Source organism: Anabaena sp. UHCC 0204 (genome assembly GCF_009711975.1).
Taxonomy (GTDB): domain Bacteria; phylum Cyanobacteriota; class Cyanobacteriia; order Cyanobacteriales; family Nostocaceae; genus Dolichospermum.
On the sequence record NZ_VIKW01000012.1, the window covers coordinates 76,229 to 94,277 of the forward strand.

Consider the following 18,049-nt stretch of genomic DNA (forward strand, 5'->3'; position numbering starts at 1 on the left):
TATGCTTTATACTCATAATCAAAAATTCAATTTCTCCAAAAATGATGAATCTCTTCCACCGATAAGTATTTGGACAACATTAGCAGGTATGTTTCTTGTCGGTACTGTGGTTACTGGTATTTCTTTGTCTTCATGGGTGAAATATAATGTCACTGTCAAAGTCGCTGCTATTGTTCGTCCTATAGGTGAAACCCGTGTAGTGCAATCAAAGATAGAAGGGGCTATTAAAGATATTTTAGTCAAAGAAAATCAAGTTGTTAAGCAAGGGGAAGTAATCGCCATTTTAGATACTGAGCAATTACTAATCAAAAAAAGTCAATTAGAAGATAATATCAAACAAAGTAGATTACAAATAATCCAAATTTATGCTCAAAACCGGACTTTAAATAATCAAATTATATCTGAAAAAAAAGTGATAGAAAATATTGTTAATTCTGCTAAAGAGGATTTATTAAGAAATCAAAGAGAATACAAAGAACGAAAAATTAATACTGAAAGTGAATTAATGGCAGCGCAAGTAAATATCCAAAAAGAATTAGTAGATTTGCAAAAGGCTCAGGCTGATTTAGAATTTGCAAAAGTGGATCGCGATCGCTATGAACAATTATCACAAATTGGCGCAATTGGTAAGCGAGAATTTGAGCAAAAACAGCTAGTTGTTAAACAGACAACTTTAACACTGCAATCTGCAAAAAAAGCTGTTGATATAGCCAAAATAAAAATTAAATCCACCCAAGCTGCGATTAATCCTACGACAGCAATGGTCAAAATGGCACAGGAAAGGATTGCTCAAGAAACCGCGAAAGGTGAAGCTAATATAGCTGCTTTAAATAAAGAAAAGGAAATTTTAGTTCAGCGATTAGTAGAAATTCAAACACAAATCAAACAGTCACAAAAAGAACTCCAGCAATTAGAAAATCAACGAAAAAGTAGTATGATTCTTGCTACTAGTAACGGCATTATCTTTAAACTTAATTTACGAAATCCTGGTCAAGTAGTGCGTGCTGGTGAATCTATTGCTGAAGTTGTCCCTGATAATGCTTCTTTGGTAATTAAAGCCATGATTCCCACTGCGGAAATTAACAAAATTGCCATTGGTCAAAAAGTACAACTTCGGATTGATGCTTGTCCATATCCTGATTATGGAACTGCTAAGGGTGCGGTGAAAACTATTGCTCCCGATGTTATTACACCTCAAAGTAAAGATACAACTACTCCAATGTCTGCTGGTGTTAGTTACTTTGAAGCCACAATTCAACCCGAAAGTAGTTCCTTTGGCAATAATGGCCGTCAGTGTCTTCTGCAATCAGGAATGAACGCTACAGCCGATATAATTTCTAGGGAAGAAACAGCATTGCAATTTATGTTGAGAAAAGCCAGGTTAATTACTGATTTATGAGTAACGATTGAGTTTATATTCCACCTTTTAAGTCATAATCATGATATCGTTTATGACATCTAATCAAAGAATACAGCAAGCATTACAGTGGTGGTTTTATAGAGAATTCTTGAAACTATTTCTGGAATCCGAAAAAATTCGTGATGATCTATTACAAGAATCTTTTACAATCCGGCGCGATCTAGATTTATTAATTATAGATAACCTGAATTTATCAGTTACAAGAATTCCAGCCCATATCAGAAAAATTGATAATTTTCATCATTCTTTAGTCCAATTGAGCGATCGCTTATGTCCAATCTCTATTCAAGATAGTCTACCTTTATCTATTGAGTGTTTATTAGAACCGTGGATTAATTCCAATCCCTATCTAGATTTTCAAATTAATATGCCAGTTTACTGGCGAATTGAAGAACCTGAAAGGAGTTGGATAATTTTAAGAGTTTTAGAAGAATTACTGAAAATAACTTTACCAGAAACAGAAAGTTTACTCCCTATTTATATTCAAATTACTCTCAAACAAATAGGAAGTATCGGGCTATTGACTGTAAAAATTTCTTATCCTGATATATCCACTCTGATTTTTTACTCCCATTTGCCAGAATTAGAATATCTTTACGATAGCTTTAAATTCTTAATATCTGGTAAATGCTCCTACTTTAATAAGAATCTCATGTCAATTTGGCACTTTTATTGGTGAGTATTTTCTATGACTTGATATCTCGGAGAGTACCTGGTACTATATCTCTCCAAACTCTGATCAATACTAAATTATTTTTAAATAAAGATAATTTTCATAGTTATACATAAACCTAGTAATTTCAGTATTTTTTAATGATCTTTAATGGGGTGAGGGGTGTGACCCCCCATAGCTGATAAATTATAAGTAATAGAATCTAGTAAAACTAATTAATAGTAGTAGATAGCAATCAAAAATTATCAGGTGTGTAACTATTGAGGCATTTATTAGATATGCAACAGGTTTTATCAAAAAAAACAATTTTCAAGTTCATGGTTATTGATGACCACGAATCAGTTTTAAATGGAACAGTTGAAATACTAAGAAAAAAATATCCTAGTGCTGAATTTAATACTGCTACAAATGCTAGTTATGCTTTTGAGCAAGTAATTAGCTATCAACCTGATTTGCTAATTATGGATCTTTCTATCCCAGAAAAAATGACAATGACAGCAAGAGTTGATACAGGTATTCAACTGCTAAAAGTCTTAATGGAAAATTATTCCCATCTAAATTTTGTTGTGCAAAGCGCCCATGTGAGAACATTAGTTAGAATTCGTCCTTATATTGATAATCATAAAGGAGGCTTTACTGTTGCTGATAAAAGTCTTTCTACCCAAGAAATGTTAACTAGAGTTGATTGGTCATTACAGGGATTAACTCACACAAAAGATATTAAAGGAATCCACTCAGGATTAGAGGTAAAACCAGAGTGGTTAAAGGTACTAAATTTAGCATTTGAAGAAGGATTACAAGATAAAGTAATTGCTAAAAATATGTGTATATCTGAACGCATGGTGCGTCATTATTGGAGTAAGTTGCAAGACGCTTTAAATATTTATCCAGAAGAAGGTAAAAACATCCGTATTCAAACGGAAATGAAAGCTAGAGCCGAAGGATTAATTGATTAATTAACATAGTCATGTACTTTATCCGATTGAGGTCTTATGCAAGCTCAGATTTTTGAAAAAGTTCAAAAAAGAATTTATTTTATTGCTGTAGGAAAATTAGCAGGAATTATCATTACTATTTTTAGTCTAGAATTGATTAGCTATATTTTGTTAACTAGGGGTTGGTCAGTTTCTCTGGTACTAGGAATTTGTGTTGTCGTGATAAATTGCATTATGTTTATAGCACTATATGAATACAACCAAGCTTTTAAGTCGGTAATTCAAGCTCGTCAAACGATAATTGAAATTACATTTGAAACAATTCATAATGGACCACTCCAAAGTCTCGCTAAAGTTTTAAAAGTAGTGAGAGGAAAAGATTTACCCATAAATAAATTATTGCCTTTAATAGAAAAAGAACTAGAAGAATTGAACCAAGAATTACGGGGAATGTACGATTTTTTGCAGCAAGAAACCTTGACTCAAGATACCAGCCTTTATATAGGAAATAATGTAGTTATAGATTTGCGAAACCCTTTACATGAAATTTTATATCAAGTTTATAGCTACACCTTAGATCGAGATTTTCCTTGCTTTAGAACTCTAAAGCTGAAAATCCACAATTTTGAACCTATTCATGAAAACAGTTTAAGTATTGAAAATAAGCGAGGACTCTGCCGATTTTTAGAAGAAGCCTTGTGTAATGTTGGTAAACACGCCACAGGAATCACCTCTCTACAAGTTACTTATTCTTCATCCCAAGGACGTTACACTTTAAGTATTATGGATAATGGTTTGGGAATTCAATCATCTAAAGAAGGTTGGGGGACAAAACAATTTAAAAATTTAGCCCGACAAATAAAAGGTAAATTTCGACGAGTTTCTCTTTATCCTCAAGGTACTCTTTGTGAATTATCTTGGCCTTTAGCCAGTTCTTTTTGGTGGCAATAAAAATCAATCAATTATTCATTTTTTCCCATGTAGGGGCGAAGCATTCGGGCGATTAATTATCGGTTTTTTCCCAAGTTTATTTTCCGAATGCTTCGCCCTTACACTAAATGCTGATGCTTACAGCCCGCTTCGCGAACGTCCTTACACCTAATACTGATATTTCTAATTACCGTCATGGATACGCCCCTACGACTCCTGCTGTAGCTGATTGCAGATCGCATTTTGCTCAACAACTGTGCCAATATAGAGAATCAAGAACTATATTGAGCAAGAGGAAAGCAGAAAAACGCCGTGCAGATCACATTCTTAGGGACAAGTTCCGGTGTACCTACAAGATCACGCAATGTTTCTAGCGTGGCAGTCAGATTACCACAACGGGCAGAACTGTGGTTATTTGATTGTGGGGAAGGAACTCAGCACCAAATTTTGCGGAGTGACTTAAAAATTAGCCAACTATCCCGAATTTTTATCACCCATATGCACGGTGATCATATTTTTGGCTTAATGGGATTGCTGGCTAGTTGCGGTTTAGCTGGTAATGTAGAAAAAGTTGATATCTATGGACCATCGGGATTAAACGAATACCTACAAGCTGCTTCCCGTTATTCTCACACCCATTTTTCTTACCCCATCAAAGTGCATACTGTTCAACCGGGGGTGATTTATGAAGATGATGAATTTACAGTTAGCTGTGGACCCTTACATCATCGCATTACTGCTTTTGGCTATAGAGTAGCAGAAAAAGATCGAGCAGGACGCTTTGATATAGATAAAGCCAAAGCCTTGGAAATTCCTTCTGGTCCAATTTACGGACAACTCAAGCGCGGTGAAACAGTAACACTTGCAGATGGAAGAGTAATTAATGGTAGTGAATTATGTGGACCAACTGAAATTGGTCGAAAAATTGCCTATTGTACAGATACGGTTTATTGTGACGGTGCAGTACAATTAGCACAAGATGCAGATGTATTAATTCATGAAGCAACTTTTGCTCATCAAGATGCAGAGATGGCTTTTCAGAGATTACATTCAACAACGACAATGGCAGCACAAACAGCGTATAGTGCGGGAGTGCGTAAGCTAATAATGACACATTTTAGTCCCCGTTATGCGCCAGGAAATACTATTGAGTTAAAAGATTTACTGAAAGAAGCACGGGCAATTTTTCCTAAAACAATCATGGCTCATGATTTTTTGGTTTACGATGTCCCTAGAAGACGAGAAATTCCTATAAGTGCGATCGCCTAATTCTGCTATAATTCCTGTTTAACCTAATTATGAGTAATATTCCCCAAATTGGACAATCTGCACCAGATTTTTCCACACCAGATCAAAACAATAATATCATCAATCTTGCTGATCTGAATGAGTGGATAGTTCTCTATTTTTACCCGAAAGATAATACACCAGGCTGTACTACTGAAGCACAAGATTTTACGGAATTATCTTCAGAATTTACCGCATTAGGTACAAAAATCATCGGTGTTAGCCCAGATTCGGCAACATCTCATTGCAAATTTATTGACAAACATAATTTATCAATTACTCTGTTAACTGATCCTGAACATAAATTAATAGAAGCCTATGGTGCATGGCGTTTAAAGAAGTTTATGGGTAAAGAATATATGGGAGTTGCTCGGTCAACTTTTTTGATTTCACCTGATAAAATCATCGCCTACACTTGGCCTAATGTGAAAACTAAAGGTCATGCTCAAGCTGTATGCAAAAAAATTCAAGAATTAGCGGCTCTTTAAAGTTTTGTAGTCCGATTGTTCGGACTTTGGTTGTAGAGCTATAGCTTTGAATATTCACTTATTTTGTGATAAATAGTTGATTTTAAAAATGTTAATTAATTTTAACTTTGCTTTACTGAATCATATTCATAAAATAACATAATAATTCTGACCTTCTCAAATTAATCAAACCAATTTCCTTTATTTGATCAATTTACACTCTTGAAGCGAGAAAATGAGCTTTATCAAGTTCTAAAAATCTTAAAAAAACGGCTCTACCGTTCCTTTTATGTAAAACAATCTTTATTGTAGTTTGGGTTGTCCGCGTTAGCGTTGCAAATTCAGGGAACAAAATTCAAAACCCCTTGCTATCCTCCCGCTAATGTTGGGTTTTGTTCCTCCACTCAACCTACAATAATTAAATTAATATACTTTACCATAAGGGGAAAGTTAGAACTAAAAAAACTAGGCCAAATTTTGAATTAACACTGAATTTTAATTATGTCCAGTCGTCCTATCTACCTCGATTGTCATGCTACTACCCCCGTTGATGAAAGGGTAATGGCTGCTATGATTCCTTACTTTACAGAAAAGTTTGGTAATGCTGCTAGTATTAGTCATGTTTATGGTTGGGAATCTGAAGCTGCTGTGAGACAAGCAAGGGAAGTTTTAGCAGAAGCGATTAATGCTACACCCGAAGAAATTGTCTTTACTAGCGGAGCAACGGAAGCGAATAATTTAGCTATTAAAGGTATCGCTGAAGCTTATTTCCAAAAAGGTCAACATATTGTGACTATTGCCACGGAACATAAAGCTGTTTTAGATCCTTGCGAATATTTAAAAAGTCTCGGTTTCGGGATTACAGTTTTGCCTGTTAAAAAAGATGGTTTAATTGATTTAAATCTGTTAGAAAAATCTTTGCGTCATGATACAATTTTAGTATCAGTGATGGCAGCTAATAATGAAATTGGGGTTTTACAACCAATAGCTGAAATTGGAGAATTATGCCGTCAAAGACAAATTATTTTTCACACAGATGCAGCCCAAGCTATTGGTAAAATACCTTTAGATGTGGAAGAAATGAATGTTGATTTAATGTCTCTGACTGCCCATAAAGTCTATGGTCCAAAGGGGATTGGGGCTTTATATGTCCGCAGACGTAACCCTAGAGTGAAACTTGCTTCCCAACAACATGGGGGAGGACATGAAAGAGGAATGCGTTCGGGGACGTTATATACACCGCAAATTGTTGGTTTTGCGAAAGCTGTAGAAATTGCTTTAGTAGAACAAGAAACCGAAAATCAACGATTAATAGCATTAAAAGAAAGGTTGTGGAAACAGTTATCTAGTGTAGGAGGAATTCATTTAAATGGACACCCTCAAAAACGATTAGCAGGAAACTTAAATATTAGTGTTGAAGGTGTAGACGGTGCGGCACTTTCTTTAGGTTTACAATCAATCATGGCTGTATCTTCTGGTTCTGCTTGTTCTTCCAATAATGTTGCTCCTTCCTATGTGCTGACAGCATTGGGACATTCGGATAAATTAGCTTATGCTTCGGTGCGGTTTGGAATTGGGAGATTTAATACTGTTGAGGAAATTGATCAAGTTGCCCAACAGGTAATTTCTACGGTTCAAGGTTTAAGAAGTGCGTCAGTTGTTAGTTGCTCTTAAAAAGTTTGAAAAGGCGACTAGAAGTCGCGGCTACACAGACAAAACCCACCTCCGTGGGTTTCAAACCCTTGATTTTTCATTAGTCCACACAGGTGGACTTGGCTTGTGTAGCAGTGAATTATATTCGCCTCCTCTTACTTAATCCTGAATGTACTCTTTTCCTGTGACTAAAGCCATTTCAGCGCGGACAAATTCTCGACCTAAATAGGCTGCATGATCTAAGAAAGTAACAGGACAACCTGATGTTTCTTCAAAAACTTTGATACAGAGTTCTTTTGCGGTTCTGCCACTAAATACGGTTGTGTGGGTTCTTTCTACTTTTCCTCGTGCAGGAATTACTTTACCTGTTTCTGGATCTACTGCTAAACCGCGTTCATCAATAACATTGGTGAAATGTTTTGCATAAATTAATCTTTCATTGGGGTCTATGTAGATAATAAAATATCCATTGGGGTCAAGATCAATATGACGCTGAGAAAGTTTATTATCAATTGCTGTCAAATCTTCAAGTAGTAATGCCATAGCTATTGTCAAAAGTAAGTTTATAGAGAGAGTGTTTTTATGTTACATCTCCAGTGTAATTGTTGTGTCGTATTTTTCTTAAAAATTGCTTGACTGAAAATATTAGACTAGCAATATTATTGGGGAATTCTGTCGGTAAAGGGTAACTCTGCATTAATACCATCTATTTCTTGTTGTTCCATTTGATTTACTTCCCGAACCCAAGGCAGGATAATTTGCCCTAAACGGTTGTTGTAAAAGCGATGGAGGCTATGATTAGGAGTAGCAGGAAAACCCCGGCGTTTTTTATGTCTACCACCTGCACCGGGATCAAAAGTTTGGATGCCGTGAGCGATCGCCCACTCTATTGGTGCATAATAACAAGCATCAAAATGTAAGCAATCTATTTCTTGAAAGCTACCCCAATAACGCCCATATAGTTGATCTTCTTTAAATAAACAAAATGACATTCCTACGGGTTGGCGTTGATCTTGCTCATTGTAAGCGGCAAAAAATACGACTCGATGACGATAATTATGATGTAATTGTTCAAAAAAACGCTTTGTTAGATATTTGCTACCCCACCAGCCAAATTTATCGCAGGTATCAGCATAAAAATCATACATTAATGGAAACATAGATTTGGGAATTTCATCACCTGTCATTGCTTGCAGTCGCAATCCGGCTTTTTCTACAGCTTTGCGTTCTCGTTTAATATTGCGTCTTTGATTGGCATTAAATACTTTTAAGTAATCATCAAAGTTGGTAAAATTAGCATTTTCCCAAATATAACTATGATGTAGCCATGTTGTAAAACCTTGTTTTTCTAAAAGAGGTCTCCATTGTGGATCAACATAGAGAAAATGACAGCCAGAAATATGATTTTTAACACAAAAACTATCAATTTCATGGAGCATTAAGGCTGTAATTTCTTCCTCATCTTCTCCCGGAGCAATTAAAAACCGATAACCTTCAGCGGGAGTAAATGGGGTCATTCCCAGCAGTTTTGGATAATACTCTATTCCCAAGCGAGAGGCTAATTCTGCCCACTGATGATCAAAAACAAATTCTCCTTGGCTATGTCCTTTTAAATATAATGGAGCAGCAGCAATTAAAGTTTGATCTCGCCACAAAATTAAATGATTTGGCAACCATCCAGCATTGGCGATCGCACTGTGGGATATTTCCAAATTGTTCAACCAATCCCACTCTAAAAAAGGGGTTTTTAACGGTATCGCTAAAGCATCCCAAGCTGTTTGGGGAATATCGGCAATTGTGTGTGTCCAAACAAGAGAATAATGAGGTTTGTGTGCTTTGAACATTGTATTTTGGTGAAAATATAATAATTAACAAAAGCTTTAACTAGTGTAGCGCACGTCATTGGAGTGTGAGAATTAAGAAATAGGATTTTTTCTTTTATTCCTGGAAATGAAAGATTTAAACCTTAAATTAAACAACTCTCAATTGTCAATTATCAATTATTCAGCATTTCTTAACAGGCGATAGAGGAGAAAAACTTCTTGTTCAACTGTAGATACTTCTAGTAATTGTAACTTAGGAGCAAGATGAGATAAAAATCCTGTTCCTTCTACAGGTGAAGTTGCGGTACTACCACCTATAATTAGTGGACAAATAGTGAGCCAGATTTCATCAATTAAATCAGATGCAAGTAAAGATGCTACCAATTGTCCTCCTCCCAAAACAGCTAAACGGGTAATTTGTAAACTTGCTAAATATTTTAAAGCAGCCAAAATGTCAATTTCTCCAGTCAAAGTTTCAAAAACTAACACCTTTTCAAATGTTGAACCTTCTTGCCAAAAACAAGCACCGAGAGAGGTTGTCAGTAGCCAACGTCTCACCGGTTGTTGAAAAAATTTAATGTCCGGATTGAGGTTGGCAGAATGGGAAATCACTATATGAACAGGCTGGGGGTGCTGATTTTCCGTTATTCTTTGTTGCAAAAGTGTTGGCTCTGAGATGATCATTGTTGTACCGTAGGCACGAAGAGTAGCAGCACCAATTAAAACGGCATCAGCAGCAGCAATTTGTCTCTCTAGGTGTGCTTTATCAGCCTTTGAGCCAAATCGAGCAGGCGATCGCTTGAAATCTGCTATTTTGCCATCAGCACTCATGGCTAGAACTACTGTAGTATGAGGACGATCTTGCATCATTAGATAGTTTTGATATTTTTTGTTAGTGTATGGATTTTCACAAAATCTATTTTGAGTAATTTTACCCCATCAATATTAATATGCAACAACAATCAATATTTAAGCTACTTTTTATGAGTTTTGGTATATCATGTTTATTCTTACGAAACACTAATAGCTCAAGTTACTAGTTATCTAAAATAATACTGGTAATATGTAAGATTTTTTTAATTTCTAATTATTACCTGTGCCATTTTTTGGGAATTAGTAACATAAGTTCCTCGTAAATTTATCATCAACTATAAAATGTCTCCTTTGGCTAGTGTAATGGCATATTTTTGCTATTGTGGTTAGAAGAGGCGAAGTGAAACAAACAATGGCTAAATCTCGTCAGTCGTCATTTCGACGAATTTTAGTAACAAGAATACTGCTAGTATTTGTGCCGGTTTTATTAATAGGAGAAATTGTTGCCTTAAATAAAGCACGTTCTAGTCTTTTAAATACGGCTCGACAGAATTTAACAGAAAGTGCAGTTAATAAAGGAGAAAAAATTAGTGATGATATTGCTGCTTTACGAGCTAATTTAATTACAGCCAGCCAAACAAAAGTTATTCAATCTGGTTCATCTGTACAAATTCAACAATTTTTTAACAACCTAAAACAACAACTACCAAGCAAAATAGATTGTTTACAACTGGCGTATCTCCACCAAGATAAAAAAATTGCTAGTAGCTGTGATGATCAAGAAATTATCCCATCAGAGTTAGACATATCTCTTACCAGGAACGATGTTAATGTGCAAGTGATATTACCACCCAAACCTGGAAAAACTGGAAAAAGAGAAAAGCACAATCAACTCCAGTTATTGTTATCTATTCCTGTTGTAAATCAACGTGGTAATGTGGCTTATTTATTAAGTATGAAAACCACATTGTATCAACAACCGCCTAATCATCCAGGCTCACTTTCTGGCTCTTTAATTGTCATTGCTGAAGATGGTAAAGTTTTAGCTCATCCATTAACAGAAAGAATCGGTACTAATATTAAAGACTATACCGATGTAGAAGAGTTACAAACCATCGTTAAAAATGCTATGGCTGGACATAGTAATTCAAGCGATTTTTTCTTTCCTGAAGGTCAAGAAATGGTGACTGGTTATACAGCTACTAATCAAGTTATAACCACAAACCCGCCACAAAAATGGATTGTATTAGCAGTGACAACTGTACAAAATGCACTATTTGGTTTAGAAGAAATTAAACTAATTCTCATTGTTTTAACGGTGGGTTTAATTGGTGCAAGTTTATTCGCATCTTTGTATTTAGTTCCTTACTTAGCAGGACCAATAGAAGAACTCCGAGATTATGCTGTAAATCTTCATAGTCACCACGCAGCACAACCCATCCCCAGAAACTTCAAAATTCGGGAATTTAACCAACTAGCGCAAGCATTAGACCAAATGGTTGAAAGACTAAAAGATTGGGCTGAAGAATTAGAAATAGCTTGGAAAGAAGCAAAATCAGCTAATAAGGTTAAAAGTCAGTTTTTAGCCACAACCTCTCATGAATTAAGAAATCCACTTAATATCATTATTAACTGTGTGCGTTTGGTGCATGATGGTTTGTGTGATGATCGAGAAGAAGAATTAGAATTTCTGAAGCGAGCCGATGAAACCGCAATTCATTTATTAGGGATAATTAATGATTTGTTGGATATTTCTAAAATAGAAGCTGGTAAACTTTCTGTAACTACAATACCTCTAGATTTACGCCAATTACTACTAGAAGTAATTAATTTACAATCAGTTAATATTCAACAAAAAGGTTTACAATTAATTTGTGAAATAGGTGATAAACCAATTCCAGTAAAAGCTGATCATATTAAACTCAAACAAGTGCTAATTAATGTTATCAGTAATGCGACAAAATTTACTGATGAAGGAAGTATTAAAATTAGTATAAATATTAATTTTAATAATCATCAACCTTATGTTTTAGTATCTATTAAAGATACAGGAATTGGGATTGATCCAGGAGAACAAGGTAAATTATTCCGTCCCTTTGTCATGGTTGATGGTACAACTACCCGCAAGTTTGAAGGGACTGGATTAGGGTTAGCAATTTCCCTGAATTTAATTGAACTTATGGGTGGTAAAATCACTTTAGAGAGTTTGGGATTAAATCAAGGAACAACAGTAATTATTAAATTACCTTTGATTGATCTGGCTTTATTACCTAACGGAGAAAAAAAAGATGTTGTCAGTCATGGAGTTAGAAGTAAACCCCTGCGATGAATTATAGCAGGTGACAGGTGACAGTTTTATAAGCTTTTTAGTGTCTAAGTTGTAGAATTAGTTTATGTCCTAATCGCCTTGTCTGTTGCTATAAAAATTCGGCGTTGCTGAATTAGGGTATGAAATTAAAAAATCAATGATTTCAAACTCTTACTCTCTGTGACTCTGCGCCTCTGCGTGAAACAAAATCATACTCTTAATCAGCAACACCAAAAATTCTAACTCCCCTAGATTTATTTAGGGGAGAAATTAATAAAAACTAATTTTAGTTATGCTCTAGCTAAAGCCATTTGACGACAGGATTCTGCACAGCGACGACACATATCAGCACAAGCTCTCATTTGGGAATCATCACCGAAGCGATCGCAATTTTGAGCGCAGCGATCGCAAATTTCCGCGCAGGTAGCACAGGTACGTACATGAAGATCAGAACTTCTTAACATAAAATTAGCACTGGTTTGACAAATTTCAGCGCAATCTAGCATGAGACGAATATGAGCGGGTTCGGTGTGCATACCACCTTGATGAACGCAATATGTACTCACTGTATTCAAGCAAACACTATAACAATCTAAACAATCTTGAATACAGTTCTGTATTTGTGAGTTAACTTGCTGTAAGTTGAGTTGTTGAATAGCCATATTTACCGCCTATTGAAGTGATTAAGTTTACCAATAAGGTAATTAAACCCTATGCACTTCACCTTAGAAAATAAAAAGAATAACTGCGTCTGACTAATGGTGTATTAATGATGTCTTCCTAATGAGAGATCCGGTTTTAATTCAAATTTCGGCGTTGCTGATTAACGGTATGAATTTTAGTCTCACGCAAAGGCGCAAAGACGCAAAGGTAAGAGTTTTAAAGGTTCAATTTAGGAATTTCATACCTCAATATGGCTATCGCCACGCAGGCTATCAGCAACGCCCAAATTTCATGTTAATTTCATTTTTGTATGCAAACATAATCAGGTGGTGATGTTCCTGTGAGTGAATTGCTTCATGAATAAGTTTTTAATACAGAAAATACCATACCCACAATTTTGGCGGATTGGTTGTATATCTGGGATAATTATCAATATTATTGTCGCCGTGATTCCAGCTAAAATTTCAGCACACCCTGGACATAATCATGAGTTTAAAACTGATATAGAATTTACTACCCCAGAAGGAATTAGTGTTGATGCACAAACAGCTAAACGCATTGGAATTATAGTTAAACCTGTAAAACCGCAAATTCTACCAATTGGTATGAAAACAACGGGAAAAATTGAAACTTTACCCAATCAAAAAGTACCAGTTACTCCACCAATTGAGGGTAAAGTTGTTGAGTTATTAGTTAAACCTGGTGCTATTGTCAAAAGAGGTGAAACTGTTGCAGTTATATCAAATTCTGATTTAGCAGAGTTGCGGGTTAGTTCTCAAGAAAAACGTGCGGAAGCAGAAGCAGATTTACAACAAGCGCAAGCTGATTTCCAGTTAGCACAACAAAATTTAGAACGTCAGCAGCAAATAGCCAAAGCGGAAATTAATCAAGCGCAGACTGAAGTTAAGGTAGCACAGGAAAGATACGATCGCGATCGCCTTTTAGTCGCAGATGGTGCGCTTCCCCGTCGGCAAATGTTGGAGTCAGAAGCACATTTAGCAGAGGGAAAATCCCAACTTACTAAAGCTTCTAGTCGTCGAGAAGTTATTGAAGCTGAAGCTCAATTAAAACGCGCTCAATCATCTGTTAAAGTTGCTAAATCTCGAATTCGTCTCAGTAGTGCTGCTTATAATGCGCGGTTACAACAATTAGGAACTTTGGCTAATTCTCAAGGATTAGTAACAGTAATTGCGCCAATTTCTGGCATGGTTTCCGAAACACCAGTAACTTTAGGGGAAACGGTGACAGTTGATGCTGATAGTAAACCTTTGATGACTATTATTAATAATAATCGGGTCTATGCTACAGCGAATATTTATGAAAAAGATTTAGAAAAAATTCAAAAAAATCAACAAGTTAGAGTGACAGTTGCAAGTTTACAAAATCAAACTTTTTTAGGGAAAGTTAGTTTAATTGGTACTGTGGTAGAAGATGAAAAGCGTGTGATTCCAGTCAAAGCAGAATTAGTTAATTCTGGCGGTTTTTTAAAACCTGGGATGTTTGCACAATTAGAAATTTTAACAGATCAAACTACTAATGAAGTTATAGCAATTCCTTCTCAATCGGTTGTAGATGTGAATAATCAACAGGTGGTTTATGTGCAGAATGGTGAAAATTATCAACCTGTAGAAGTGATTTTAGGAGAAACTTCCGGGGATTTAGTTGAGGTTAAATCGGGGTTATTTGCCGGAGATTTGTTAGTAACTCAAGGTTCTATGCAATTATATGCTCAATCTTTGCGGGGTGGGAATAAAGCCAAGGAATCATCAGAGGAAATATCAGAAAATCCGGTTAATCAAAGTTTACCTTGGTGGTGGGTTTTACCTGCTGGTGGTGTGTTGATGGTTGGGGGTTTTTGGGTGGGAAGATTAGATAAGAAAAGCTCACGCAGAGACGCAGAGAAGACGTTGGAGCGTGTGAAGTAAAAATGTTTGATTATTTATTAAATTCTGTATTAAAGTGGTCAATTGCACAACGTTGGTTAGTGGTTATTGGTGCGGTTTTGATTACTGTTTGGGGGATTTTTACGGTTTCAAGAATGCCTTTAGATGTGTTTCCTGATTTTGCACCACCGCAAGTAGAAATTCAAACGGAAGCACCAGGTTTAGCACCGGAAGAGGTGGAGTCTTTGGTAACTTTACCCATTGAAAGTGCAATTAATGGGACTCCAGGGGTGGAAGTTGTCCGTTCTTCTTCTGCGGTGAGTATTTCGGTTGTGAGGGTAGTTTTTGCCTGGAATACTGATATTTATCAAGCGCGTCAGTTGGTAGCTGAACGGTTACAACAGGTGACGAGTAAGTTACCTCAAGGTGTGGAGAATCCTCAAATTTCTCCTATTAGTTCTCCGTTGGGAACAATTATTAAATATGCTTTTACTATTGAGGAAGGTGGGAAAAAGAATACTTCTTTAATGGAAGTGAGACGAATTGTTGATTGGCAAGTTACAAATCGTCTTTTGGCTGTTCCTGGTGTGAGTCAGTTGGTTATATCTGGTGGTGATATTCGCCAATATCAAGTATTAGTAGATCCAGCCAAGTTGCAAGCTTATAATGTGTCTTTACATGAGGTACAATCAGCGGCTACATCTGCAAATATGAATGCTCCTGGTGGCTTTTTAACTAATTCTGATCAAGAAGTTTTAATTAGAGGTGTAGGAAGAATTGAATCAATTGCACAACTGAAACAATCTGTAGTAGCTAGTCGTAATGGTATACCAATTTTATTAAGTAATGTCGCTGAGGTGGAAATTGGGGCGGCGTTACAACGAGGTGATGCTAGTTTTAATGGCAAAAGAGCGATAGTTTTAATTGTTAATAAACAACCGGGAAGAGATACACCGACGGTAACAAAGGCTGTAGAAAATGCCATGACGGAAATTACAGCCAGTTTACCTGAAGATGTCAAAGTTAATGTCACTTTTAGACAAGAAGATTTTATTGAAGCATCCATTAAAAATGTTGAAGATTCTCTGCGGGATGGGATTATTATTGTCTCGATTATTTTGATTCTATTTTTAATGAATTGGCGGACTGCTGTTATTACTCTTTGTGCCATACCTTTATCCTTATTATTAGGTTTAGTAATCCTCAATTTTACAGGACAAGGTATTAATACTATGACATTGGGAGGACTAGCAGTAGCTATAGGTTCGGTGGTTGATGATTCAATTGTGGACATGGAACAAGCCTACCGCCGTTTACGAGAAAATCAATTAGCAGGAACACCAGTTTCACCTTTAGAAATTGTATTTACTTCTTCTGTGGAAGTGCGAACTAGTGTAATTTTATCAACTGTCATTATTGCAGTGGTATTTGCACCTATTTTTGCTCTTTCTGGTGTAGAAGGTCGCATTTTCACACCGATGGGTGTAGCGTATTTATTATCAATTCTTGCTTCTACTTGTGTAGCGTTAACTGTTAGTCCAGCCTTGTGCGCTTTTTTGTTGGTGAATTGCCATTTACCATCGGATGAAACTTGGGTTTCTCGCATTTCTCAAAAACTCTATCAACCAGCTTTATTATTGGCAATTAAGTTTCCTAAAATTGTGTTAGTTATTGCAGTCAGTTCCATGGTAGCTGCATTAGTGATTTTACCAAGTTTAGGGAGAGTATTTTTACCAGAATTTCAAGAGCGATCGCTTGTTATTTCTACTAATCTTTTTCCCGGTTCTTCGTTAGCAGCAACCAACCGCGCAGGTTTAGCAATTCAAGATGCACTTAAAGATAATCAACGATTTGATGTTTTACAATTACGTTCCGGCCGCGCACCAGGTGACAGTGATGTGGGGGGTGTAAACTTTGCCGAATTGGATGTAGAAATGAGTCAGGAGGGCATCAAAGACCGAGAAAAAACTATTGAGATATTAAGATCAGAATTTGCCAAATTACCAGGAGTAGCGGTCAATATCGGCGGATTTATATCGCACCTCATGGATCATGTATTATCAGGAGTCAGAAGTGCGATCGCTGTCAAAGTCTTTGGACCAGATTTAGCACAACTCCGTATTTTAGGTAAACAAGTTGAAGAAGTAATCAAACCGATTTCTGGCGTTGTAGATTTGCAATTAGAACAGCAAGTACCTATCAAACAAATTCAAATCAAATTTGACAGAAATGCCGCTGCTCGTTATGGTCTAAAAGTTGGAGAACTAGCAGAAACAATTGAAACTGCACTGAATGGTAAAGTAGTATCACAAATATTAGAACAACAACAAACCTTTGATTTATTAGTCTGGTTAAAAGAAAAAGATAGAAACAACATCAACACCATTAGTAACTTATTAGTTGATACACCAAATAATCAAAAAATTCCCTTAGCGCAAGTAGCACAAATTTCCTATAGCACCGGACCCAATACTATTAACAGAGAAAGTGTATCCCGTTTAATAGTAGTTTCCGCCAACGTTAACGGTAGAGATTTAGGTTCAGTCATTAATGATATCCGCACCGAAGTTAAACAAAAAGTACAACTTCCGGCTGGATACTTCATTGACTACGGTGGTCAATTTGAATCAGAAGAAAGAGCCACCCAAACATTATTAATTTCCGGAATATTTGCCTTAATTGTTATCACTATATTAATGTACTTTGCTGTTAAATCAATTCCCGCCACCGCCATGATTTTGATTAACTTGCCATTAGCATTAATTGGTGGCATAATTGCCATTGCTATCACTGGAGGAGTAATGTCTGTAGCCTCAACAGTGGGATTTATTACCCTATTTGGTATCGCTACCCGTAACGGATTACTATTAGTTGAAAACTACAATCATAAATTCTCCCAAGGTTTACCAATCAAGCAAATTTTAATAGAAGGTTCAAACGAAAGATTAACAGCAATTCTCATGACAGCTTTAACCTCAGCATTAGGAATGATACCCCTCACAATTGGTAGCGGTGCAGGAAAAGAAATATTACAACCTTTAGCCATAGTAGTATTAGGAGGTTTATTCACATCCACCGCATTAACCCTATTAGTTTTACCCGCTTTATATTCTCAATTTGGTAAAACATTACTTCCCAAAAACTAACCCAACTCTCTCTGCGACTCTGCGACTCTGCGTGCAAAAAAAAATTAT

General features: G+C 36.2%; 14 protein-coding genes. 10 read left to right on the forward strand and 4 right to left on the reverse strand.

Annotated elements, in window-relative coordinates; genetic code table 11:
- Position 1: 1 nt before the first annotated feature.
- The 7 genes from FJR04_RS12290 to FJR04_RS12320 all read left to right on the forward strand — a co-directional run bounded on the left by FJR04_RS12290 (position 2) and on the right by FJR04_RS12320 (position 7,386).
- Complete coding sequence (locus FJR04_RS12290) at positions 2 to 1,399, forward strand: HlyD family secretion protein (protein WP_168495078.1); 1,398 nt, start codon at positions 2 to 4, stop codon at positions 1,397 to 1,399.
- Between the two features lie 52 nt (positions 1,400 to 1,451).
- Positions 1,452 to 2,099, forward strand: a complete 648-nt coding sequence (locus tag FJR04_RS12295; protein WP_174763536.1) for a hypothetical protein — start codon at positions 1,452 to 1,454, stop codon at positions 2,097 to 2,099.
- Between the two features lie 272 nt (positions 2,100 to 2,371).
- On the forward strand, positions 2,372 to 3,049 hold the full coding sequence (locus FJR04_RS12300) for a response regulator transcription factor (protein ID WP_168495082.1): 678 nt from the start codon (positions 2,372 to 2,374) through the stop codon (positions 3,047 to 3,049).
- Between the two features lie 36 nt (positions 3,050 to 3,085).
- Complete coding sequence (locus FJR04_RS12305; protein ID WP_168495084.1) at positions 3,086 to 3,979, forward strand: sensor histidine kinase; 894 nt, start codon at positions 3,086 to 3,088, stop codon at positions 3,977 to 3,979.
- Between the two features lie 291 nt (positions 3,980 to 4,270).
- Entirely contained in the window at positions 4,271 to 5,227 is a 957-nt protein-coding gene (locus tag FJR04_RS12310) for a ribonuclease Z (protein WP_168495086.1), read from the forward strand.
- Positions 5,228 to 5,256: 29 nt separating this feature from the next.
- Positions 5,257 to 5,733, forward strand: a complete 477-nt coding sequence (locus FJR04_RS12315; protein WP_168495088.1) for a peroxiredoxin — start codon at positions 5,257 to 5,259, stop codon at positions 5,731 to 5,733.
- 480 nt (positions 5,734 to 6,213) lie between these two features.
- Entirely contained in the window at positions 6,214 to 7,386 is a 1,173-nt protein-coding gene (locus tag FJR04_RS12320) for an IscS subfamily cysteine desulfurase (protein WP_168495090.1), read from the forward strand.
- Positions 7,387 to 7,524: 138 nt separating this feature from the next.
- Here the strand turns inward: FJR04_RS12320 and FJR04_RS12325 are convergent, their stop codons facing one another.
- The 3 genes from FJR04_RS12325 to FJR04_RS12335 form a co-directional block, all read right to left on the reverse strand.
- The gene (locus FJR04_RS12325; protein ID WP_168495092.1) at positions 7,525 to 7,908 is read right to left on the reverse strand and encodes a DUF4346 domain-containing protein; all 384 of its coding nucleotides are present in this window, start codon (positions 7,906 to 7,908) and stop codon (positions 7,525 to 7,527) included.
- Between the two features lie 116 nt (positions 7,909 to 8,024).
- Complete coding sequence (locus tag FJR04_RS12330) at positions 8,025 to 9,209, reverse strand: GNAT family N-acetyltransferase (protein ID WP_168495094.1); 1,185 nt, start codon at positions 9,207 to 9,209, stop codon at positions 8,025 to 8,027.
- 156 nt (positions 9,210 to 9,365) lie between these two features.
- Positions 9,366 to 10,058 carry a RibD family protein gene (locus FJR04_RS12335; protein ID WP_168495096.1) on the reverse strand — a complete coding sequence of 231 codons (693 nt, stop codon included), beginning with the start codon at positions 10,056 to 10,058 and terminating at the stop codon, positions 9,366 to 9,368.
- A 355-nt stretch (positions 10,059 to 10,413) separates the two neighbouring features.
- Between FJR04_RS12335 and FJR04_RS12340 the strand changes: the two genes are divergently transcribed.
- A complete protein-coding gene (locus FJR04_RS12340) occupies positions 10,414 to 12,330 on the forward strand; it encodes an ATP-binding protein (RefSeq protein ID WP_168495098.1) in 1,917 nt (638 codons plus the stop codon).
- 269 nt (positions 12,331 to 12,599) lie between these two features.
- On the opposite strand, the gene FJR04_RS12345 is transcribed toward FJR04_RS12340, so the two are convergent.
- Positions 12,600 to 12,971 (reverse strand): four-helix bundle copper-binding protein, encoded by a 372-nt coding sequence (locus FJR04_RS12345; protein ID WP_168495100.1) that lies wholly within the window; start codon positions 12,969 to 12,971, stop codon positions 12,600 to 12,602.
- A gap of 357 nt (positions 12,972 to 13,328) precedes the next feature.
- Here FJR04_RS12345 and FJR04_RS12350 point away from each other — a divergent pair, with 357 nt between their 5' ends.
- Both FJR04_RS12350 and FJR04_RS12355 read left to right on the forward strand, forming a co-directional pair.
- Complete coding sequence (locus FJR04_RS12350; protein ID WP_168495102.1) at positions 13,329 to 14,897, forward strand: efflux RND transporter periplasmic adaptor subunit; 1,569 nt, start codon at positions 13,329 to 13,331, stop codon at positions 14,895 to 14,897.
- Positions 14,898 to 14,899: 2 nt separating this feature from the next.
- Positions 14,900 to 18,001 carry an efflux RND transporter permease subunit gene (locus FJR04_RS12355; RefSeq protein ID WP_168495104.1) on the forward strand — a complete coding sequence of 1,034 codons (3,102 nt, stop codon included), beginning with the start codon at positions 14,900 to 14,902 and terminating at the stop codon, positions 17,999 to 18,001.
- Positions 18,002 to 18,049 lie beyond the last annotated feature (48 nt).